A 21,588-nucleotide genomic window follows, 5' to 3' on the forward strand; every position below is an offset into this window, starting at 1 on the left:
CTGCGCCACTCCTCCCCGTGCCGGCCCTGTGCTCCGCTTTGCTGCGCTCAGGGACGCGGGCTGCGCCACTCCTCCCCGTGCCGGCCCTGTGCTCCGCTTTGCTGCGCTCAGGGACGCGGGCTGCGCCACTCCTCCCCGTGCCGGCCCTGTGCTCCGCTTTGCTGCGCTCAGGGACGCGGGCTGCGCCCTATAGCAACACAAGAGGCACCGTAGGGAAGAGAGCAAGCTCTCTTCCCTACGGTGCCTCTTGTGTTGCTGCACTTCTTAAGCTTTCGCGGTCATTCCCACTCGATTGTGGCTGGGGGTTTGCTGGTGATGTCGTACACGATCCTGTTCACGTTGTGCACCTCGTTCACAATCCGGTTGGACATCCTCTCCATCACGTCGTAGGGGATCCGGGCCCAGTCCGCGGTCATGCCGTCCACGGAGGTGACCCCCCGCAGGGCGATGGTGTAGGAATAGGTCCGCTCGTCCCCCATGACGCCCACGCTCCGCAGGTTCGTCAGCACGGCGAAGTATTGCCAGATCTCGTCCTGCAGTCCGGCCTTGGCCACTTCTTCCCGGAAGATGTAGTCCGCATCCCGCAGGATTTCCAGCTTCTCCTCCGTGATGTCGCCGATGATCCGGATCGCCAGACCCGGCCCCGGGAACGGCTGTCTGGAAACCAGGAACTCGGGGATGCCGATGGCCCTCCCCACTTCCCGGACCTCGTCCTTGAACAGGTCCCGGAGGGGCTCCACGATCTCCTTGAAGTCCACATGCTCCGGCAGGCCGCCCACGTTGTGGTGGCTTTTGATCACCGCCGCATTCTTGGTCCCGCTCTCGATCACGTCGGGATAGATGGTCCCCTGGGCCAGGTAGTCCACCGTGCCCAGCTTCTTGGCCTCCGCCTCGAAGACCCGGATGAACTCCTCGCCGATGATCTTCCGCTTGGTCTCCGGATCGGAAACACCCGCCAGCTTCTCCAGGAACCGGTCCTTGCAGTTCACCCGGATGATGTTCATGTCGAACTCCTCGCCGAAGGTCTTCTCCACCTCGTCCCCTTCGTTCTTCCGCAGCAGTCCGTGGTCCACGAAGATGCAGGTGAGCTGCTTGCCCACCGCCTTGTGGATCAGCACCGCCGCCACGGAGGAGTCCACCCCGCCGGACAGGCCCACCAGGACCTTCTTGTCCCCGATCTTCTCCTTCAGCAGCTGTATCTGCTCCTGGGCGAAATCGCTCATGATCCAGTCCCCCTGGCATCCGCAGACCCTGTAGAGGAAATTGTGGAGCATGTCCTTGCCCTGGGGGGTGTGCATGACTTCCGGATGGAACTGCACCCCGTAGAGCTTCTTCTCCGTGTTGGCCATGGCCGCCACCGGACAGGTCTCGGTGGTGGCTGTCACCTTGAAGCCCGCCGGGGGTTTGCTGATGTAGTAGGTGTGGCTCATCCAGCAGACCGTATCCTTGTAGACACCCTCAAAAAGCACGTCGTCGATGTCCACCACCATGTCCGTCTTTCCGTACTCCCTGTGCGGCGCCTTGGTGATCTCGCCGCCCAGCACATGCCCCATCAGCTGGGAGCCGTAGCAGATCCCCAGGATGGGGACCCCCATCTCGAAAACTTCACGGCCCACCACCGGGGCGTCCTCCTCGTAGACGACGCTGGGGCCGCCGGTGAAGATGATCCCCTTGGGGTTCTTTGCCTTGATTTCCTCCAGGGGGGTGTCGTAGGGCAACACTTCACAATACACGCTGGCTTCGCGCACGCGTCTGGCTATCAACTGATTGTATTGCCCGCCGAAATCCAGGACAATCACGAGTTCATGCTTCATACAGGTATTTCCTCCTTCAAATCATCGCTGATGGATGCTTTCATCCGATTATCATACATGAGAATTCCATGGGGTGTCAAACATTTTTTCATATTTAAAAGGAAATGTTCGGAAAAACAGGTTCAGACCCCCAGCAGCTGCTCCAGAGACAGGTCGTCCAGGGTATTGACCATCCGCAGGAACCGCTCCGAAGGGTCCAGCAGGTGCAGCCGGTCCACGGCCACCACATGCATCCCCGCCCGGTGGGCGGCCTCTATGCCGCTCTTGGCATCCTCGAAGACGACGCAGTGCTCAGGGTGGATCCCCAACCTCCGGGCCGCCTCCAGGAAGATGTCCGGCTCCGGCTTCTGGCGCTTCACGTCCCCGCCGCCCACCACCACCGGGAAGAATTCCAGCAGGCCGGTCCGCTCCAGCATCCGGACCGCCAGGCTGGAGGAGCTGGCCACCCCCATGGGGATGCCCATGTCCCTGCACTTCTCCAGGAAAAGCCGGGCGTCCCCAAAGACGACCTCCTTCTTCCTGTCCACCTCCCGCAGGTACGCCTCTTCCTTGGCGGCGGAGAGCCGGGCGATGGTTTCCTCGGATGGATTGGCCATCAGGTTCTCCACCGCCCTGCGCCTCCCCTGGACCTGGATCTTCTCCAGATAGGTCTCCAGGGTCACCGGAATCCCTTCCCCCTTCATGACATCCACCCAGGCGTTGAAATGGCAGTCCTCCGTGTCGATCAGTACCCCGTCCATGTCGAAAATGAATCCCTCGATCATCCTTCCACCTCCTACCGCAGCACGCCCGCAAGCCATGCGTCGATCATCTTCCTTGCGATGCTCACCTTGGGGGGCAGGTTGGGCAGGTCGTCCTTCCCGAACCAGCGAGCGTCGTCGATTTCCTCCCCGTCCGGGACGATTTCCCCTCCCGCATGGTCCGCCACCATGCCCACCATGATGGAATGGGGAAAGGGCCAGGTCTGGCTGCCGAAGTAACGGATGTTCTCCACCTCCACCCCCACCTCTTCCCGGATCTCCCGGGCGGCGCACTCCTCGAAGGTCTCGCTGGGCTCCACGAAGCCCGCCACCAGGCTGTATACGTTGTTGGCGAAACGCTTGTTGTGGGCCAGGAGGATCCTGTCCCCCGAAAGGATCGCCGTGATGGTGGCTGGAGCGATCCTGGGGTACACCGTCAGCCCGCAGGCCGGACAGGCCCGGGCGTTCTCCGTGGGCACCTTCTCCGTGGGGGTCCCGCAGCGTCCGCAGTAAAGGTGGGTCCTTTCGAAATCCATAAGCTGGTAGGCCCTGCCTGCGGCCATCCAGCAGGCGCTGTCCACAATCCCGGCCAGTGCCCGCAGGTCTGTCCACAGGATCTCCCGTTCCCCGACCCAGGCCTGGGGATCGAACCCCTTTGCCAGCTCCCCCCAACGGACTTCCCTTCCCTGGTACACGCCCACGTATCCCTGGCGCAACAGCCCGCCCGCGGGCCACTCCCCCTCCGGAAACGCATATCCCTCCCCGTCCCGCAGGACCAGGATCCCTTCCGGGGAAAAAAGCATCCAAAACATTTCCTGTACCATCGCTACCTCCGTTTTCAGTTCACTTGTATGTCAATTTGGTGTATACTGGTATTGACCGGAAAACACATGTGTTTTCAGAATATTCCCCTCCGCGGAAAGGTTCCTGATTCCACCCCCTTATCATAGCATGAGAGGGGCCGCCATCTCAAGAGCCGGGAAGAATTTCCCGGATGCAAAGGCCCTCCCGCGGTAACCGACCCCACAGAAAGGACGGAGCACCATGCAGACCGAAACCCTTGAAGCCCTCCTGTTCCTTGTGCCCGCCAGCGCCTTGGCCTCCCTGGGCTTTGCCGCCTTCCTGTCTTTCCGGATCCTCCGGCTGCCCCAGGGGACCGAAGAGATGCGAAGCATTGCGGCCGCCATCCGCCAAGGGGCCGGCGCCTACCTGAAGCGGCAGTACACCACCGTCTCCCTCTTTTTCGTTGCCATGGCCCTGGTGCTGTCCCTCCTGGCCGCGGCCGGCTTCCTGGCCCCCTATGTCCCCGTGGCCTTCCTGACCGGCGGCTTCTTCTCCGGCCTGGCCGGCTTCATCGGCATGCGGATCGCCACCCAGGCCAACGTGCGGACCGCCGCCGCCGCCAGGGAGAGCATCGACAAGAGCCTACGGGTGGCCTTCGACAGCGGGACGGTCACCGGCCTTTGCGTGGTGGGCCTGGGGCTGCTCTTCATCAGCCTCTGGTACTTCTTCCTGAACGGCAACTACCGGGAGCTGGACACCAGTCTCCGGGTGCCCCGGATTACAAGCATCATGCTCACCTTCGGCATGGGGGCCAGCGCCATGGCCCTCTTCGCCCGGGTGGGGGGCGGCATCTTCACCAAGGCAGCGGACGTGGGGGCCGACCTGGTGGGCAAGGTGGAGGCGGGAATCCCCGAGGACGACCCCCGGAACCCGGCGGTGATTGCCGACAACGTGGGGGACAACGTGGGGGACGTGGCCGGCATGGGCGCCGACCTGTACGAATCCTATGTGGGCTCCATCCTATCCACCATGGCCCTGGCCTCCGCCGCGGGGCTGGGCCTGGGGGGCGTGGGGGTCCCCCTACTCCTGGCCGCTTTCGGCCTCCTGGCCTCCATCCTGGGGACCTTCCTGGTCCGCACCAGGGAAGGGGCGGACCAGAAGGCGCTTCTGCGAAGCCTCCGCCGGGGGGTCTATGCCAGCACCTTCCTCACCGCCGTCCTGGGCTGGTTCCTGGTCCTCTTGATCCTGGGCCCCGACCTCCTGGGCGTCTATGCCTCCATCCTCTCCGGCCTGCTTGCGGGGATCCTCATGGGTCTCTCCTCCGAATACTACACCTCCGCCTCCTACACCCCCACCCGGAACCTGGCCGCCAGCAGCCAGACCGGCCCCGCCACCGTGGTGATCCGGGGGCTCTCCCTGGGGATGAGCTCCACCGTTTTTCCGGTGGTGGTGGTGGCCGGAGCCATCGGCGCCAGCTTCTTCCTGGCCGGGGGCGGCGCCAACTTCAACCTGGGCCTGTACGGGGTGGGCCTCGCCGCGGTGGGCATGCTCAGCACCCTGGCCATCACCCTGGCCACCGACGCCTACGGGCCGGTGGCGGACAATGCGGGGGGCATCGCGGAGATGTCCGGCCAGCCCCCGGAGGTCCGGGACCGGACGGACGCCTTGGATTCCCTGGGGAACACCACCGCGGCCACGGGGAAGGGCTTCGCCATCGGCTCCGCCGCCCTGACCGCCCTGGCCCTGATCGCCGCCTTCCAGGACCAGGTCCAGCGGCTTCTCCTTGCGGACGGCACAAGGGCCGCCATGGACCTGTCCCTCCTTAACCCCCGGGTCCTCATGGGGCTGCTCCTGGGAGCCACCCTCCCCTTCCTCTTCGCCGCCCTGACCATGAACGCCGTGGGCAAGACCGCGGAGCTGATCGTGGCGGAGGTCCGGCGGCAGTTCAGGGAGATTCCCGGGATCATGGAGCGGACGGCGGCTCCGGACCACGCCGCCTGCGTGGACATCTGCACCCGGGCGGCCCAGCGGGAGATCCTGGCCCCCGCGGCTCTGGCCATCCTGGCCCCCATCCTGACCGGCCTGGTCCTGGGGGTGGAAGGGGTGGCCGGCCTCCTGGGGGGCGCCACCGCCACCGGCTTCCTCCTGGCGGTGATGATGGCCAACGCCGGGGGCGCCTGGGACAACGCCAAGAAGCACATCGAGGCCGGTGCTTACGGCGGAAAGGGCTCCTCCAGCCACAAGGCGGCGGTGGTGGGGGACACGGTGGGGGACCCCTTCAAGGACACCTCCGGCCCCTCCATCAACATCCTGATCAAGCTTCTCTCCATGGTGGCCATCGTCTTCGCCGGGGTCATCCTCCGCTTCTCCCTGTTCTAGCCCCTTCCGGATAGATCATTCCTATAACGCAAGAAAACGTGCCCGTTGCGGGGACCCGAGGTCCAAGCCGCAACCGGCACGTTTTCTTTATTCGCAATGTCATTCGATTACCACCGTAACCTCGTCCGAAATCGTCACCGGGGTGTCCCCCAGGGAGAAGCTGGATTCGAAGACGATGCGGTATTCCCCCGCTGGAAGCCTGTTGCCGGCGTTGTCCGCAAGGTTCCAGGTGTCCGTCAGCAGGAACTCCTCGTCCTTGGCCAGGGGCTGCTCGATGATGGCCATGAGGAAGGACTTGTCGATCACCCAGTTGTAGACGACCTCTCCGTTTCCGTCATGGACGATGTAGTTGAACTGCTGGCCGGAAGAATAGGTCAGCGTCTGGGCCTCCCCACGGTTGACGATCAAAAACTCCAGCAGGAATCCGTCTTCCACCGGGGTCGCCGTCAGGCTGTGCTCCAGACCGCCGGTCCCCGTCTTCCCTTCCGCATAGGCCAGCGCCTGCACCAGCAGGACTGCCGCTTCGGACCTCCGCAGGACGTCCGTTGGATCGGATCCGCTTCCGGCGTCCAAGACATCAGCCCCAATTCCCATCGCACCGGACAGATGATGGAGGAACTCCTTCCTGGTGAGCGCCTGGTCCGGCCGGAGGTCGGCGGGGAACTCCAATCCGTTGACTGCGGCGACGATCATCGCCGGGGCATACCAGGCGCCGTCATTCGCATGGATGAAATGGTCCGTTGCCAGGGGCTCCTTGACGAAGCGGACCCCGTCCAAGTCCAGCTCCAGGGCGTTGACCAGGAGCTGGACAGCCTGGGCCCCTGTCATGGGCGCGTTTGGGGCGAACAGGCCGCCCCCCACGCCCTTCACATGTCCTTTTTCGTACAAGGCGACGATGGCCTCCTTCCCCTGGACATCCGAAATGTCCGTGAAGGGCAGGCTCTGGGCCCTGGCCGGGGTTCCCGCTGCCAGGACCGCCAGGGCCGCCATCAGCATTAAAACGGTTCTGAGCTTGTCTTTCATTTCAATTCCCTCCTGCTTGTGTCAGGTGTTTGCTTCCCATATCCTTAGGACGCAAACACCCGGCGGAAGGTTCCCGTTTTCCCTATTTCGGATTCGAATTCCCGCCCAGGGATTTGGTCGCGACCTCTTCCTGCACGGACTGGAGGAAGGCAGACAGAAGGGAGGTCCCCAGGTCGCCCTGGACCCTGCTGCGCACGGAGATGGTCCCCTCCTGCTCCTCCTTTTCCCCCACCACAAGCATGTAGGGGACCTTTTCCATCTGGGCTTCCCGGATCTTGTAGCCGATCTTCTCGGCCCGGTCGTCCAGCTCCACCCGGATGCCGGCCCGGGCCAGCTCGTCCCGCACGGAGGCCGCGTAGTCGTGGAACTTCTCGGAGATGGGCAGCACCTTCACCTGCACCGGGGAGAGCCAGGTGGGGAAGGCCCCTGCGAAGTGCTCGATCAGGATGCCGATGAACCGCTCGATGCTGCCGAAGGCCACCCGGTGGATCATGATGGGCCTGTGCCGCTCCCCGTCACTGCCCACGTATTCCAGCTCGAACCGCTCGGGCAGCTGGAAGTCCAGCTGGATGGTGCCGCACTGCCAGGTCCGGCCGATGCAGTCCTCCAGGTGGAAGTCGATCTTGGGTCCGTAGAAGGCCCCATCCCCTTCGTTCACCTTGTAGGTCAGGCCGCTCTCGTCCATGGCCTCCTGGAGCGCCAGGGTCGCTGTTTCCCAGTCCTCGTCCCTGCCCATGCTCTTTTCCGGCCGGGTGGACAGCTCCATCTTGTAGGTGAAGCCGAAGACGTTGTAAACCTCGTCGATGAGTCGGATGACGTTCTTGATCTCGTCCTTGATCTGCTCCGGGGTCATGAAGATGTGGGCGTCGTCCTGGGTGAAGCTGCGGACCCGCATGAGCCCGTGGAGGGCGCCGGACATCTCGTGGCGGTGGACCAGGCCCAGCTCGCCCACCCGCAGGGGAAAGTCCCTGTAGGAGCGTTGCCTGGTCTTGTAGACCAGCATGGAACCCGGGCAGTTCATGGGCTTCACCGCGTATTCCTGCTCGTCGATCTCGGTGGTGTACATGTTCTCCCTATAGTGCATCCAGTGGCCGGAACGGATCCACAGCTCCTTGTTCAGGATGATGGGGGTGCTGATTTCGGCATAGCCCGCCTTGGTGTGGATCTGCCTCCAGAAGTCCACCAGGGTGTTCTTCAGGATGCTTCCCTTGGGCAGGAAGAAGGGGAACCCGGGACCTTCGTCCAGAAGGGCGAACAGCTCCAGCTCCTTGCCCAGCTTCCTGTGGTCCCGCTTCTTGGCCTCCTCCAGCTTGGCCAGATGGTCGTCCATCTCGGCCTTCTTGGAGAAGGCGGTGGCGTATATCCGGCTGAGCATCTTGTTCTTCTCGCTTCCCCTCCAGTAGGCTCCCGCCACAGAGGTCAGTTTGAATGCCTTCACCGGCTTGGTGCTCATGAGGTGGGGTCCGGCGCAGAGGTCGACGAACTCCCCCTGCTGGTAGAAGGAGATGGGAGCGTCCTCCGGCAGGTCCTGGATGAGCTCCACCTTGTAGTCTTCCCCCTTCTCCCGCATGAAGGCGATGGCCTCCTCCCGGGGCAGCTCGAACCGGCTGATGGCCAGGTCCTCCTTCACGATCTTCTTCATTTCCTTCTCGATGGCCGCAAGCTCCTCCGGACCGAAAGGGGTCTCCCGGTCGAAGTCGTAGTAGAAGCCGTTCTCGATGGCCGGCCCGATGGCCAGCTTGGTTTCCGGATACAGGCGCTTCACCGCCTGGGCCAGCACATGGGAGGCCGTGTGCCTAAAGGCATGCCTTCCCTCCGGGTCGTTGAACGTCACGATCTGCAGCTCGCTGTCCTTGTCCAGGACCGTCCGCAGGTCCACCATCTCTCCGTCCACGATGGCTGCGCAGGCCATCCTGGCCAGCCCCTCGCTGATCCCTTCCGCAATCTCGTACGCCGTCTTCGGCTCCTCAAAGCTTAACACGCTTCCATCCTTCAGCTTGATCTCCATATGCTCGACACTCCTTCTTCTCTGGCAATTGTGAACTAGAACGCATACTTCGTATGCATTCAGACTGCACTTGGGAAAGTTTGGTCCCAAACAAGCTTGGACGAACTTTCCCAAGTGCATTATAAAAAGCCCATCCCTTGCCTGCGCAAGGGACGGGCTCTACCCGCGGTTCCACCCTTATGGCTGTCGCCAGCCTCTTCCTTCGATTGTAACGTGATCAACGGGCTGCATTAAAGCCACTCCGAGCTGGTCTTCCAACCGGTTCCCAAGAGGAATCTTCCAGCCCCGCCCCGACCCTCCGGTCTGCGGCGGCGATTCCCTCTCTGGCTTGTTCCCCGGCGTACTGGGCTCATCATCGTATTCGTCTTTCAATTATATCATCCCGGAGACGTTTGTCAAGGGGGAACCTGCTTGGCGCCCTCCCTCTTCAGTCCTTCAACTGCAGGACCACCGGACAGTGGTCGCTGCCCAGGACCTCCATGTGGATTTCCGCATCCAGCAGCCGGTCCCCCAAAGCCTCCGACACCAGGAAGTAGTCGATCCGCCACCCCGTGTTGTTGGCCCTTGCCTTGCCCATGTAGGACCACCAGGAATAGGCCCCCTCCCTGTCCGGATAGAAATGCCGGAAGGTGTCGATGAAGCCGGCGTCCAGGAGGTTGCCGACCTTCTCCCGCTCCTCGTCGGTGAAGCCGGCGTTCCTCCGGTTGGTGGAAGGGTTCTTTAGGTCGATCTCCTTGTGTGCCACGTTCAGGTCCCCGCAGACCACCACCGGCTTCACCCGCTCCAGTCCCTTCAGATAGGCCTTGAAGGCCTCCTCCCACTCCATCCGGTAGTCCAGGCGCTCCAGTCCCCGCTTGGAATTGGGGGTGTAGACGTTGACCAGGTGGAAGTCTTCCATCTCCAGGGTGATCACCCTGCCCTCCTGGTCGTGTTCTTCCAGGTCCAGTCCGTAGGACACGGAGAGGGGCTCCTTCTTGGTGAAGACTGCGGTGCCGGAATAGCCTTTCTTCACCGCGTAGTTCCAGTACTGGCTGTAGCCCGGCAGGTCCAGCTCCACCTGGCCCTCCACCACCTTGGTCTCCTGGAGGCAGAACAGGTCGGCGTCCGCCTCCTGGAAGTATTCCATGAAGCCCTTGTTCAGGCAGGCCCTGATTCCGTTTACGTTCCATGATACGAGTTTCATATGTTCTCCTTTCGAGATGTCCTGTGTGCTAGTCCCTTTCCACCTCTCCCGCCTTGGTCTCCAGGAAAAAGGTGATGAACAGCGGGCAAAGCGCCAGCAGGAGGCCGGAAAGCAGGAAGACCGCCTGCAGGTTGTTGAAGCGCAGACCCAGGAGGGCGACCTCCCGCCCTTCCAGGAGCTTGGTGATCCAGGCGCCGGCCTGGACGGAGAGCAGGCTGAAAAGGCCGCCCACCGCCGCGTTCGTCCCCAGGTACAGGATCCTGCCCTGGCTTTTGGCGAAGAGGAACTGCAGGTTGAAGATGGAGATGCCGATGCCCCCCCAGACGAAACCGTTGGCCGTGAAGAGCAGGGGCGCCAGCACCGCCTGGTTGCCCGGATTCACGAATCCCCAGCCGAAGTGGACCAGGGCCAGCAGGCCCATGGAGAGCTTGGCGGCGAGGAACCAGGACTTCCTATCCGCCAGCCTGCCCCACATGTTGGTGACCGAGACCCTGGCCACCGTCCCCACCACGGTCAGGACCATCATGTAGGTGTAGGACAGGTCCAACCGGGTCACCATGTATACGGGGATGAAGGGCGCCCCCACCTGGAGGCCCAGGTTCCAGAGGGCGAAGAGGACCATCATCCTGCGGAAGTTGGGGCTGGCCAGGGGGGTGGACACCACTTCCCGGAGGGTGTACTTCCGGACCGCATCCCCCCGGTCCACCTCCGAAACGTTCTTCAGGGAGTACAGGTTCAGGAGGCTCAGCACCCCCAGCACCCCTCCCACCACCAGGAAACCGGCGGCGGGCCGGGGGCCGGCCTTGGCGTGGTCCAGTACGAATCCCAGGAGGATGGTCAGCACGGCGGAGACCAGCATGGCCAGCCGCTCCCTGCCCGCGAAGTATTGTCCCCGGATGGCCATGGGGGTCAGCCGGACCATCCAGTCGGAGACGGCGGGGGCCAGCAGGCCGTTCATGGCGTAGGCCCCCATGTACATGGCCATGAACACCGGCAGGCTGATGCCCAGGGGAAGCAGGGCCACCGGAAGCAGGTAGAGTCCCGCAATCAGGATCCGGTAGATGAGGGCGGTGCGGAAGATGGCCCTCTTCCGGTGGGCGCTCCCTTCATAGATAAGGGAGGAAAAGAGCTGAAAAAAAGCGGCTATGGCGGGGATCACCCCGATGAAGCCGTTGATCTGCTCCGATCCTCCCAACATGCTAACAAATCCGGCCAGGAAGGCCCCCGAGGTCAGGGACAGATGGGTGATGCCCGTGATCCCCTCCAATACGAAGAAGCGCCGGCTCCTCTCCTCGGAGTCCTCCCCTGCGAATCTGTCTTTCCATGCAAAAAGCGACATCTTGTTCTCCTTGTCTCTAGTACAGTATCTTCAGCCTGCCGGGCAACACACGGATCTCCAGGGGGAAGTCGGGGCCGGCCTCCCCGTCCACGTCGGACTGGCCGGTCCCCTCCGCCTCCTCCACCCAGCCTTCCAGGCAGGTCTTGCAATCGATGGTGATCCGTTCCGCCCGGAAATGCAGGATGTTCCGGTCGTTCAGGTGGTCCCCCATCAGGATCTTCGCGAACAGCAGGGGGATGTCCTGGATGGGGCAGGCCCGGACCCCTACGAAATCCAGTAGCCCGTCCTCCACGGAGGAGTCCGGACCGATGGCGTTGAAGCCTCCGGCGCTGCTACCGTTCAGGACAAGGAACAGGTACAGTTCCTCCTCCCGGCTCCAGTGTTCCGTGGTGATGGTGAAATCCAGCTTCTTGAACCTGGGCAGCTGCTGGACCCCCTTCAGATAGTAGGCCAGCTTCCCCAGGGTGTTCTTCAGTTCCGGGTCCACGTACTGGGAAATGGTGGTGAGCAGTCCCCCGCTGCACACGTTGATGAAGAACCGGTCGTTCACATGGCCCAGGTCGATGTCCTTGCTTTGCAGGGCCCCCAGGCGGTCCACCGCTTCGCTGATGTTGCTGGGGATCCCCAGATGGAAAGCGAAATCGTTGGCCGTGCCTGCGGGGATGATCCCCAGGGGGATGTCCCGGTAGGGCTCTCCAAGCCCCTGCATCCGGTTCACCACCGCATTGACGGTTCCGTCCCCGCCGGCCACCAGGACCGCCTTGCAGCCGCCCAGGTCCCTGCCTTCGAACACCCCGCCATAGGTCTCTTCCCTCCCCGTGCGGTACAGGCGGACTTCCAGACCCTTCTCCTGGAAAACCTCCGCCACATAGTCCAGCTTGGCGGGAAACACCTGGCTCCCCGCAGCTGGATTGTATACAAGCAAAACATATCCTTTCATCCCTTGCACCCCCTGCCACTTTTCTATTTGATGAATCCCAGCTGGTAGGCTTTCAGCAGCTTCTTCAGGTCCTCCACGTCCTCCTGGAGCATCTTCCCCACGTCCGTGTCCGCCACCCGGAGCCGTCCGGGGTAGTTCTCCAGGATGGACAGGGAGGAGACGATGTCCGTCCCGTTCTCGATGGAATCCTTGGCCGACTGGAAGGGCTCGTGGGCAGCGATCAGCATGCCGTGGGAATTGTAGATCAGGGTGTAGCCCGCAATCCCCGTGACCTTCTGGTAGGCCCTGGAGAGGCCTCCGTCGATGACGATCAGCCTGCCGTTGGCCTTCACCGGAGACTCCCCCTTGCGCACCTTCACCGGAACATGGCCGTTCACGATCCTGGCCCTGGGGTCCTCCAGACCGAACTCCCTGAGCACCTTTTTGCAGAACGCCTCATCCTCCATGAAGGTGTAGTAGGGGTTCTTCTCCTCCTTGTGGGCCTCCGGATCCTCGATGAAATACCGTTCGAAGGTGGTCATGGCCTTCTTCCCGAAGAGGGAGGAGTAGGGGCCGGTCCAAAGGTACCAGAAGATGTCCAGCTCCTGCTGCTCCCCGATCTCCCGCCTTCTGCCGTAGGCCTCCCGGGCCAGTTTCTCGAACTTGTCCAGTAGGGCCTTGCCCTTGTAGGACTTGGTGCCCAGCCGGACGCTGGCGAACTCCCCGTCCTCGTCCAAAGGGATGCAGCCGTGGTAGAGCAGGTTGTTGTTGAAGACCAGATAGCCGCTGCCGTGGGAGAAGAGGAAATCCACATGCTGCTGGAGCTTGTCGTTCCCCACGAAGGAGGACCGGAGCTTCTGCAGCACCTCCGCCTCCTCCGGGGTGAGGGCATGGGGGTCCGCCGGGTCCAGGGTGGGGAACACCCTGCAGTTCATGGGATAGGTTTTGCCCCCCACCTCCACCGTCCCGGCGGCATGGTCGATCTTGTCCAGCAGGAGCCGGTCGTCCATGCCCATCTCCGGGTTGCGCAGGATGAACTGCCCCTCCAGCTTGAACATCATGACGGAGATGGCCTTGTGCATCTGGGCGATCATCTTCGCCTCCTGCTCCAGCAGGGGTTCCTTGGACTTGGGCAGGAACTGGTCCTCCACCTCCGGATAGGTCTCCAGGGCGAACTTGGCCAGGGGGAGCAGGTTGATTCCGTAGTCCTCCTCCATGACGTCCAGGTTCCCGTACCGGGCGCTGATCCGGATGGCGTTGGCGATGCACAGGGTGGAGCCGGCGCAGGCCCCCATCCAGACCACGTCGTGGTTGCCCCACTGGATGTCCACGGAATGGTAGCCCATCAGCTTGTCCATGATGACGCTGGCCCCGGATCCCCGGTCGTAGATGTCCCCGATGATGTGGAGCCTGTCGATGGCCAGCCGCTGGACCAGTTCGCTGAGGGCCACGATGAAGGGCTGGGCCTGGCCGATCTCGATGATGGTCTTGATGATCTTGTCATAGTACTGGAACTTGTTGGGTTCGTTCTCCTGCTCATGGAGCAGCTCCTCCATGATGTATTCAAACCCCTTGGGGAGGGCCTTCCGCACCTTGGAGCGGGTGTACTTGGAGGAAACCTCCCTGCAGACCAGCACCAGCCGGTGAAGGGTCACCTCATAGTAGTCGTTCAGGTCCGGCTCCAGCACCAGCTGCCGCTCCAGCACCTCCTGGGGATAGTAGATGAGGGCCGCCAGGCCGTTCTTCTCCTTTTGGGAAACCGTGGACCCCATGATCTCGTCGATCTTCTTCCGGATGATCCCCGATCCGCTCTTCAGGATGTGCAGGAAGGGCTCCACCTCCCCATGGATGTCGGAAAGGAAATGCTCCGTCCCCTTGGGCAGGTTCAGGATCGCCTCCAGATTGATGATTTCCCGGCTGGCGTCCTGGATGTTGGGGAACTGTTTGGCCAACAGCTTCAGGTACTTCAACTCGGTGGGGTCCATGGTTTCCTTCAGTTCAGTCTTCATGCGCGCTCTCCTCGTCTTCCTTCTCTACCTCGTCCGGCCTGCGGACCGTTGTCTGCCTGTCCATTATAGCCTTTGGGGTTGTCTCATGCAAGGACCACTTTCCCCTCCGTCTCCCATCCGTAGCCCTCCTTCAGCCGCTCCGCCTCCAGCTGTCCGCTGGTCAGCTGCACCATGTCCGAAAGGAAGCCTTCCGCCCTTGCGGCCCGCACGTGGAGGGTGTACGCCACCCGGTCGCTGTAGTCGGTGGCTTCCACATGGACCCCTTCCTGGTGGAAGGCGTATTCCATCTTGCCCGAAAGGCTGTAGTCCACCTCCAGCCGCAGGACCGCATACCATTCCCTGGTGCAGACCTTTGCAGATTCCAGCGCCTCCTTGACGGCGTCCGTATAGGCCCGGACCAGGCCTCCCGTCCCCAGCAGGGTGCCTCCGAAATAACGGGTCACCACCGCCAGCACGTTCTCCAACCCCTGTCCCCGGAGCACGTCCAGCATGGGAAGGCCCGCCGTCTGTGCCGGCTCCCCGTCGTCGCTGTACCGTTCCAGGCCCTGCCCGCCCGCCAGGCGGAAGGCATAACAGTTGTGCCTGGCCCCATGGTGCCGCTTCCTTGTCTCCTCCAGGATGGCCGCCGCCTCCTCTTCGGTCCCCACCGGCGCCAGCAAGCAGAGGAACCTGGACTTCTTCACCTCCACCTCCGCCTCCACCGGCCCCAGGATGGTCTTGTACGCTCTTTCCATGGTCCCCTCCTTAATGGTATCCCGCCTGGCTGTTGTAGATCTCCACTAGCTTCACCTTGTTCATCAGCAGGTCCACATCCTTCCTGGAGCAGACCTCGGGAAAACGGGCGGAATCCACGCTGTACTTGATGGCCATGATCAGCTTCAGCATCTTCTCGAACTCGTAGCCGCGCTTCACGGACACGGCCACCCCACCCACGATGGCGCTCTTCAGGCTGTTCAGGTCGTGGATGTCCTTCGCCTTGGCATACTCCGCCTTGCAGATCTTCTTCCTGGAGATCCCGTACAGCTCCACCTCGTCGTTGAATACGATGTAGTGGACCTTGTGCCGGACCAGCAGTCCGCGCAGGGCTTCCACCACCTCCAGGGGCCCCAGGTCGGCGCCGATGTCGATGGAGGCCAGGTTCTCCCTCCCCACCACCAGGGCATAGGGGGACTTCTCCAGCAGATGCTTGATTTCCGACCCCTCCACCGCACCGATGACCTTCTTGTGCTGGTTGGCCATCAGCATGATCTCCTCGATCATGCTGATGATGCTTTCGTTGGTGGAGTCCCCGTTCAGGACCATGACATCGCATTCCTGGAAATGGTTCCGGAACTTGTGCTTGAAGTTCTTGAAGTCCGTGGGGGTGAAGCGCATGGTCTGGTCCACCAGCGTGGTCTCCTGGCCGGTCCTGGTGTCCTTCACGATGATGGCGGACCTGGTCTCCTGGTCCTTCCAGTTGAAGTCGGACTTGATGTTGTTCTTGTCCAGATAGCTCTTCACGAACCGGCCGCTGATCCCGCCCGCGAACCCCAGCACATAGGGGTCCCCCTGCAGCAGCTTGATGATGTAGGCGGAATACACCGCGCAGTCCCCCACCGCCATCTGGTATTTGGTGATCAGGTTGTCCCCGTCCAGCTGGAGCCCGTCCACATAGGCGGTCTTGACCACCGTGGGGTTCAAAGTGATTGTCAATATCATCCTTTTCCTCTTTCTTCCCGCATTCGTCTCTATTCCTAACCAGTGTAGCGGATTCGGCGGGATTTTTCAATATCCCCGGCGGGAATACTTCCCCCCGGAGGGGGAAATCCGGGCCAGGACAGGACGAAACCGTGGCCACAGGGATGGTCCACGGTTTCTAGGCTTTTACTTATATGCTTCTACAGGTTAAACCCTGAATAGAAGGTCGATGTAGGATGGGATCGGCCAGTACTCTTCGGAGACCAGGCCTTCCAGCTCGTCGCAGGGCTTGCGCAGCTCTGTCATCGCGGCGTACACCTTGTCCTTGTAGGCCGCCGCTTTTTCTTCCATTTCTTCGATCTCCACCGTCTCTTCCAGAACCTGGAGCAGTCCGTTGAGTTTGGCTTGGGCCTGGGCCGTCAGGGAAGACACCTTGACCAGCAGGTCCTCCTGCACGGAGATGTCCGCAGCAGAAGAGGCCGCGCGGATGGTGTTGATGGAATCCGCCAAGGTCGTCGCATAATCCATGCAGGCAGGGATGATTTCCTTCTTGGCCATTTCGATCATGGTCAGCGCCTCGATGTTGATGGTCTTGGCGTACTCTTCGAACATGATTTCCTGGCGGGCCATGATTTCGCCTTCGGTGAAGACCCCATGGGTCGTGAAGAGCTCCACGGATGCCGGCTCGTCGAAGTAGGTCAGGGCTTCCACGGTGGTCTTGATGTTGGGAAGTCCCCTTCTTGCGGCTTCCTCCACCCACTCGTCGGAGTATCCGTCCCCGTCGAAGACCACTCTGCTGTGGTTCTTGACCAGGCGTGTGATGATTTCCTTCAGCTTTCCGTTGAAGTCGTCCGCCTGCTCCAGCTCGTCGGCGATCCGCTTGAGCTGTTCCGCGACGATGGTATTGAGGACGATGTTGGCTCCGGAGATGGACTGGGAGGATCCCACCATCCTGAATTCGAACTTGTTGCCTGTGAAGGCGAAGGGGGAGGTCCTGTTCCTGTCGGTCACGTCCTTGACGAAATGGGGCAGGGTCTGCACGCCGATGTCCAGCACGCCGGGATCCTTGCAGGCCTTCAGCTCTCCGGCTTCAATCTGGTTCACGATGTCGGTCAGCTGCTCTCCCAGGAAGATGGAGATGATCGCCGGAGGCGCCTCATTGGCTCCCAGCCTGTGGTCGTTCCCCGCATTGGCGGCGCTCATCCTGAGGAGGGGCGCGTACTCGTCCACGGCGGCGATGATGGCAGCCAGGAAGGTCAGGAACTGGGTGTTCTCATGGGGCGTGTCCCCGGGGTTCAGGAGGTTCTGTCCCTTGTTGGTGGACAGGGACCAGTTGTTGTGCTTCCCGGATCCGTTCACCCCGGCGAAAGGCTTCTCATGCAGCAGGCATGCCAGGTCCAGGCGGTTGGCAACCCGGATCATCACGTCCATGACCAGCTGGTTGTGGTCCGTGGCGATGTTGGTTGTGGAGAAGATGGGCGCCATCTCATGCTGGGCGGGTGCCACCTCGTTGTGCTTGGTCTTGGACAGGACACCCAATTTCCAGAGCTCTTCGTCGATCTGCTTCATGAACTCGTTGATACGTTCCTTGATGCTTCCGAAGTAGTGGTCTTCCATTTCCTGGCCCTTGGGAGGTCTGGCTCCGAAGAGGGTCCTTCCGGCGAAGATCAGGTCCTTCCTCTGCTGGAACAGCTTCTTGTCCACGATGAAGTATTCCTGCTCGGGTCCGACGGTGGTCAGCACCCGGGTGGTGTCCTCGTCGCCGAACAGGCGCAGCACACGCAGGGCCTGGACGTTGATGGCTTCCATGGAACGCAGGAGGGGAGTCTTCTTGTCCAGCGCTTCCCCTGTGTAGGAGCAGAAGGCGGTGGGGATGAACAGCGTCTCGTCCCGGATGAAGGCGGGGGAGGTGCAGTCCCAGGCGGTATATCCCCTGGCTTCGAAGGTGGCCCTCAGCCCGCCGCTGGGGAAGGAGGATGCGTCCGGTTCCCCTTGGATCAGCTGCTTGCCGGAGAAGTCCATGATCACCCGGCCGTCCGTGGTGGGCTCGATGAAGGAGTCGTGCTTCTCCGCAGTCTTGCCTGTCATGGGCTGGAACCAGTGGGTGTAGTGGGTGGCGCCTTTCTCGATGGCCCAGTCCTTCATGGCCGATGCCACCACGTCCGCCACTGCGGGCTGCAAGGGATAACCGAAGTCGATGGTCTTCTTCAATGCCTTGTAGGTGTCCTTGGGAAGCCTTTCCCTCATCACACTTTCATTGAATACGCTTGTACCGAAAATTTCTGTAACCTTCTTGTTGCCGTTCATGCTTTGTCCTCCTTCAATCGTCAAGACAGTTCCGCAGGGCCCTGCGCTTCCATCAAAAAAGGCGCACTCGGGAGATGCCCTGAGAACGCCATTGTTCCAAAACAGTATGGTTGGTGCTTTATAGTTTTGTTCAACTAGTAAAAATTCTATCACATGCCGTTCCATTTTGCAAGTTTTTTTTACTCGTACATCAAAATTATTGCCTCGGCAATCTTCACCTTGGCCAGGCCCTTGTCCATGCTTTGCTTCTGGATGCGGCGGTGGGCCTCCTCTTCCGTCATCTCCATGTGTTCCATCAGCAGCTTCTTCGCCTTGGCCAGGAGTTGCTTGCTGTCCTTTTCCTTGCGCATGTCCTGGACCTGGTCCTCCAGGTCCCGGATGCTTTTGGATGTCTTGGAGAGCAGGTGGATGGTGTTTACCAGCGCCTGCTTGCCGCAGGGCTTCACCAGGGGGACGAACAGCGGATCCTGGTTCAGGTTCACGAACGCCGCCAGCTCCAATTCGGCGACCAGGGCGATGACCGGGCAGGTCTTGTCCCCCACCAGGAGCTCCGACACCTCGTGGCCGTTGATCCCCTTGATGTTGTAGTCCACCACCACCACATCCGGATAAATGGTGTTCGCGCGGCGCAACAGGTCAAAACCGTCAGCCGTTTCCCCCATCACACTCATGCCGTTCTCCGCCAGGAATTGGGCCAGCTGCTTCAATATCTTCTGGTTGCTGGAACCGATCAAAACGCGTACACCCATGTCATCATCCTCTTTTTAAGCGGGGTTAGTACTTGGAAATGTATTTCTTCACTTCCCATTCGTGCACTTGGGAGATGTAGTCGTACCACTCCATGCTCTTTGCCTTCAGGTAGCTGTCGTAAGCCTCGCCCAAGGCGGATTTGATGACTTCATCCTTGGAAAGGGCCATCATGGCGTCCTTCAACGTGTCCGGAAGGGTCTTGTCCGAATCCAGGATGGAAAAGGGGCCGGGGGTCTCGTGTTGCTCCAGCATGGCCGGAGGGGCAATCCTGTTCCGGATGCCGTCCAACCCGGCCTTTAGGATGACCGCCGCCGCCAGATAGGGGTTGGTGGAGGGGTCGGGGCTGCGCAGCTCGATGGAGACATTGTCTTCCCTGGCGGAGGGGATCCGGATCAGGGGGCTTGTGTTGGAGGTGGACCATCCAATCTGGACGGGGGCCTCGAATCCCGGCTTCAGCCGCTTGTAGGAGTTGATGGTGGGGTTGGTCACCGCCGTGATGGCTTTGGCATGGGCCACCAGGCCGCCCATGAACCAGTAGGCTTCCTGGGAAAGCTTCAGCGGGTCGTCCTTGCCGTAGAAGGCGTTGCAGCCCAGCTCATCCAGCAGCTTCAGGTTGCAGTGCATGCCGGAGCCCACGATGCCGTAGATGGGCTTGGGCATGAAGGTGGCGTGCAGGCCGTGCTTCTGGGCAATGACCTTCACCACCAGCTTGAAGGTGGCGATGTTGTCCGCCGCGGTCAGCAGGTCCGCGGACTCGAAGTCGATTTCATGCTGCCCGGGCGCCACCTCGTGGTGGGATGCCTTGATGTCGAAGTCCATCTCCTCCAGGGTCATGATCATGTCCCGCCGCACGTTCTCCCCCAGGTCCATGGGACCCAGGTCGAAGTATCCCCCCTTGTCGTGGGTGACCGTGGTGGGGTCTCCGTTCTCGTCCGTATGGAAGAGGAAGAACTCGAACTCGGGGCCCAGCTGCAGGGCGTATCCCATGGACTTGGCCTCCTCCAGCACGTTCTTCAGGACAATCCTGGGATCCCCCCCGAAAGGTGTGCCGTCGGCCTTGTAGATGTCGCAGATCAGCCTGGCCACTTTGCCTTGGTGGGGACGCCAGGGGAACACGGCGAAGGTCTCCAGGTCGGGAATCAGATACATGTCCGATTCGTTCATCCGGACGAACCCTTCGATGGAGGATCCGTCGAAACGGATTTCCCCGTCCAGGGCCCGGTCCAGCTGTTCGGATGTGATCGCCACATTCTTCAGGCTCCCCAGGATGTCCACGAACTGCAGGCGGATGAACTTCACGTCCTCCTGCTTCACCAGCTGCTTGATGTACTGTTTCGTATAGATCTTCTTGTTCATGACAGCCTCCTATCGTCTAAAGGTCCGGCCAAGCCGGGGTCCGACCGGCTTCCTATATTAAAATACGAATTCCGTGTCCGACAGCCTCCTGCGGATTTCCTCCATGACCTGCCGCTCTTCCGCCTCGTCCATGGCCAGGAAGGTGACGGAGAAGCGCACGTAAGCTCCCGCATCGTCCCAAGGCACGGTGGAAATCTGTTTTTCCCGGATCAGGTACTGGGAGAAGTCTTCCGCGTTGGCGAATTCCATGCCGCCCTTGACGCCTTTGGGCGCTCCCACATAAAGGTAGAAGGATCCTTTGGGTTTCTGGACCTTGAACCCCAGCTCCCTAAGGACCGACACGAGCATCTCATGCCTCCTGGAATACTTCTCGGCCGTCATCCTGGTGATTTCCGGGTGTTCCAGGGCGTAGATGGCCGCCTTCTGGATGGCCTTGAACTGCCCGGAGTCGTTGTTGTCCTTGACGGCCGCAAAGGCCGCCACGGCTTTGGCGTTGCCCACCACGAAGGCCATGCGCCAGCCCGTCATGTTGTAGGCCTTGGAGAGGGAATGGATTTCCACGCCCACCTTCTTGGCGCCGGGAACGCTGAGGAAACTCAGGGGCTGTGTGCCGTCGAAGGTCAGGGCCGCATAGGCCGCGTCTTGGACCACAAGGATGTTGTTCTCCTTGGCGAATTTCACCGCCTTCTTGAAGAAGGCCTTGGTCGCCGAGGCTCCCGTGGGATTGTTGGGGTAGTTCAGGTAGAGGAGCTTCGCCTTCTTGCGCACGTCTTCAGGAATGGCGTCCAGGTCCGGCAGGAACTTGTTCTTCTCCAGAAGGGGCATCTCATGGACGGATCCACCCAGCCACCCGGCCATGGTTCCCATCACCGGATAACCCGGCACGGTCATCAGCACCACGTCCCCGGGGTTCACGAAAGCCTGGGCCATCATGGCCAGGGCCGGCTTGGAGCCGATGGCGTGGACAATTTCCGTCTCCGGGTCGATGCCTTCCACCCCGTACACCTGCTCCATGTACCTGGCCGCGGCCGCCTTGAATTCCGGAATGCCGTTGTCCGCATAGTTCCTGTTCTCCCAGAGGGCCGCCTCTTCGGCCAGCCGCCTTACGATCCCCGCGTCCGCCATGGCGTCCGGTTCCCCCACGCCCATGTCGATGATGGGAACATCCGGATGTTCCGCCATGGCCGCCATGCGGGCCCGCTTGATCTTCTCGAACTTGTAGATCACCGTGCTCTTTCCGAATTGGTTTCCGCCGATCCTGTCGGCGATCAGTTCCTGTACGAATGTCTCTTCCATAGGTT

16 protein-coding genes are annotated in these 21,588 nt (G+C 61.4%); 1 reads left to right on the top strand and 15 read right to left on the bottom strand.

Translation table 11 applies throughout. From position 1 onward, the window contains the following. Positions 1-278 precede the first annotated feature (278 nt). The 3 genes from guaA to nudC form a co-directional block, all read right to left on the bottom strand. A complete protein-coding gene (gene guaA / locus GXN74_RS08305) occupies positions 279-1,814 on the bottom strand; it encodes a glutamine-hydrolyzing GMP synthase (protein ID WP_162370465.1) in 1,536 nt (511 codons plus the stop codon). Between the two features lie 122 nt (positions 1,815-1,936). Further along, positions 1,937-2,578: an HAD family hydrolase gene (locus GXN74_RS08310; protein ID WP_162370466.1), complete on the bottom strand. Its 642-nt coding sequence runs from the start codon at positions 2,576-2,578 to the stop codon at positions 1,937-1,939. 11 nt (positions 2,579-2,589) lie between these two features. Then, the gene (gene nudC / locus GXN74_RS08315) at positions 2,590-3,378 is read right to left on the bottom strand and encodes an NAD(+) diphosphatase (RefSeq protein ID WP_162370467.1); all 789 of its coding nucleotides are present in this window, start codon (positions 3,376-3,378) and stop codon (positions 2,590-2,592) included. Between the two features lie 220 nt (positions 3,379-3,598). Between nudC and GXN74_RS08320 the strand changes: the two genes are divergently transcribed. Next, the gene (locus tag GXN74_RS08320; protein ID WP_162370468.1) at positions 3,599-5,716 is read left to right on the top strand and encodes a sodium-translocating pyrophosphatase; all 2,118 of its coding nucleotides are present in this window, start codon (positions 3,599-3,601) and stop codon (positions 5,714-5,716) included. A 99-nt stretch (positions 5,717-5,815) separates the two neighbouring features. On the opposite strand, the gene GXN74_RS08325 is transcribed toward GXN74_RS08320, so the two are convergent. The 12 genes from GXN74_RS08325 to GXN74_RS08380 all read right to left on the bottom strand — a co-directional run bounded on the left by GXN74_RS08325 (position 5,816) and on the right by GXN74_RS08380 (position 21,583). Next, positions 5,816-6,739 carry a BsuPI-related putative proteinase inhibitor gene (locus GXN74_RS08325; RefSeq protein ID WP_162370469.1) on the bottom strand — a complete coding sequence of 308 codons (924 nt, stop codon included), beginning with the start codon at positions 6,737-6,739 and terminating at the stop codon, positions 5,816-5,818. A gap of 82 nt (positions 6,740-6,821) precedes the next feature. After that, positions 6,822-8,747: a threonine--tRNA ligase gene (gene thrS / locus GXN74_RS08330; RefSeq protein WP_162370470.1), complete on the bottom strand. Its 1,926-nt coding sequence runs from the start codon at positions 8,745-8,747 to the stop codon at positions 6,822-6,824. A 427-nt stretch (positions 8,748-9,174) separates the two neighbouring features. Next, on the bottom strand, positions 9,175-9,930 hold the full coding sequence (locus GXN74_RS08335) for an exodeoxyribonuclease III (protein WP_162370471.1): 756 nt from the start codon (positions 9,928-9,930) through the stop codon (positions 9,175-9,177). Between the two features lie 28 nt (positions 9,931-9,958). Beyond that, a complete protein-coding gene (locus GXN74_RS08340; RefSeq protein ID WP_162370472.1) occupies positions 9,959-11,269 on the bottom strand; it encodes an MFS transporter in 1,311 nt (436 codons plus the stop codon). A 16-nt stretch (positions 11,270-11,285) separates the two neighbouring features. Next, a complete protein-coding gene (locus GXN74_RS08345; RefSeq protein WP_162370473.1) occupies positions 11,286-12,209 on the bottom strand; it encodes a YegS/Rv2252/BmrU family lipid kinase in 924 nt (307 codons plus the stop codon). 23 nt (positions 12,210-12,232) lie between these two features. Beyond that, positions 12,233-14,197: a fructose-1,6-bisphosphatase gene (locus GXN74_RS08350; RefSeq protein WP_162370474.1), complete on the bottom strand. Its 1,965-nt coding sequence runs from the start codon at positions 14,195-14,197 to the stop codon at positions 12,233-12,235. Positions 14,198-14,280: 83 nt separating this feature from the next. After that, positions 14,281-14,931 carry a YigZ family protein gene (locus tag GXN74_RS08355; protein WP_162370475.1) on the bottom strand — a complete coding sequence of 217 codons (651 nt, stop codon included), beginning with the start codon at positions 14,929-14,931 and terminating at the stop codon, positions 14,281-14,283. Positions 14,932-14,941: 10 nt separating this feature from the next. Next, a complete protein-coding gene (locus GXN74_RS08360; RefSeq protein WP_162370476.1) occupies positions 14,942-15,895 on the bottom strand; it encodes a PfkB family carbohydrate kinase in 954 nt (317 codons plus the stop codon). Positions 15,896-16,081: 186 nt separating this feature from the next. Then, positions 16,082-18,181 (bottom strand): glutamine synthetase III family protein, encoded by a 2,100-nt coding sequence (locus GXN74_RS08365; RefSeq protein WP_162370477.1) that lies wholly within the window; start codon positions 18,179-18,181, stop codon positions 16,082-16,084. A 179-nt stretch (positions 18,182-18,360) separates the two neighbouring features. Continuing rightward, the gene (locus GXN74_RS08370; RefSeq protein WP_162370478.1) at positions 18,361-18,930 is read right to left on the bottom strand and encodes an ANTAR domain-containing response regulator; all 570 of its coding nucleotides are present in this window, start codon (positions 18,928-18,930) and stop codon (positions 18,361-18,363) included. A 25-nt stretch (positions 18,931-18,955) separates the two neighbouring features. Further along, positions 18,956-20,287: a type I glutamate--ammonia ligase gene (glnA, locus tag GXN74_RS08375; RefSeq protein ID WP_162370479.1), complete on the bottom strand. Its 1,332-nt coding sequence runs from the start codon at positions 20,285-20,287 to the stop codon at positions 18,956-18,958. A gap of 57 nt (positions 20,288-20,344) precedes the next feature. Further along, positions 20,345-21,583 carry an LL-diaminopimelate aminotransferase gene (locus tag GXN74_RS08380; RefSeq protein ID WP_162370480.1) on the bottom strand — a complete coding sequence of 413 codons (1,239 nt, stop codon included), beginning with the start codon at positions 21,581-21,583 and terminating at the stop codon, positions 20,345-20,347. Positions 21,584-21,588 lie beyond the last annotated feature (5 nt).

The sequence above is a fragment of the Anaerotalea alkaliphila genome, from assembly GCF_010179735.1.
In the GTDB taxonomy this organism is placed as follows: domain Bacteria; phylum Bacillota; class Clostridia; order Lachnospirales; family Vallitaleaceae; genus Anaerotalea; species Anaerotalea alkaliphila.

Excerpts from the sequence above, each read along its gene's own strand:
- guaA (WP_162370465.1), bottom strand. The coding sequence starts at position 1,814 with ATGAAGCATGAACTCGTGATTGTCCTGGATTTCGGCGGGCAATACAAT.
- GXN74_RS08310 (WP_162370466.1), bottom strand. The coding sequence starts at position 2,578 with ATGATCGAGGGATTCATTTTCGACATGGACGGGGTACTGATCGACACG.
- nudC (WP_162370467.1), bottom strand. The coding sequence starts at position 3,378 with ATGGTACAGGAAATGTTTTGGATGCTTTTTTCCCCGGAAGGGATCCTG.
- GXN74_RS08320 (WP_162370468.1), top strand. The coding sequence starts at position 3,599 with ATGCAGACCGAAACCCTTGAAGCCCTCCTGTTCCTTGTGCCCGCCAGC.
- GXN74_RS08325 (WP_162370469.1), bottom strand. The coding sequence starts at position 6,739 with ATGAAAGACAAGCTCAGAACCGTTTTAATGCTGATGGCGGCCCTGGCG.
- thrS (WP_162370470.1), bottom strand. The coding sequence starts at position 8,747 with ATGGAGATCAAGCTGAAGGATGGAAGCGTGTTAAGCTTTGAGGAGCCG.
- GXN74_RS08335 (WP_162370471.1), bottom strand. The coding sequence starts at position 9,930 with ATGAAACTCGTATCATGGAACGTAAACGGAATCAGGGCCTGCCTGAAC.
- GXN74_RS08340 (WP_162370472.1), bottom strand. The coding sequence starts at position 11,269 with ATGTCGCTTTTTGCATGGAAAGACAGATTCGCAGGGGAGGACTCCGAG.
- GXN74_RS08345 (WP_162370473.1), bottom strand. The coding sequence starts at position 12,209 with ATGAAAGGATATGTTTTGCTTGTATACAATCCAGCTGCGGGGAGCCAG.
- GXN74_RS08350 (WP_162370474.1), bottom strand. The coding sequence starts at position 14,197 with ATGAAGACTGAACTGAAGGAAACCATGGACCCCACCGAGTTGAAGTAC.
- GXN74_RS08355 (WP_162370475.1), bottom strand. The coding sequence starts at position 14,931 with ATGGAAAGAGCGTACAAGACCATCCTGGGGCCGGTGGAGGCGGAGGTG.
- GXN74_RS08360 (WP_162370476.1), bottom strand. The coding sequence starts at position 15,895 with ATGATATTGACAATCACTTTGAACCCCACGGTGGTCAAGACCGCCTAT.
- GXN74_RS08365 (WP_162370477.1), bottom strand. The coding sequence starts at position 18,181 with ATGAACGGCAACAAGAAGGTTACAGAAATTTTCGGTACAAGCGTATTC.
- GXN74_RS08370 (WP_162370478.1), bottom strand. The coding sequence starts at position 18,930 with ATGGGTGTACGCGTTTTGATCGGTTCCAGCAACCAGAAGATATTGAAG.
- glnA (WP_162370479.1), bottom strand. The coding sequence starts at position 20,287 with ATGAACAAGAAGATCTATACGAAACAGTACATCAAGCAGCTGGTGAAG.
- GXN74_RS08380 (WP_162370480.1), bottom strand. The coding sequence starts at position 21,583 with ATGGAAGAGACATTCGTACAGGAACTGATCGCCGACAGGATCGGCGGA.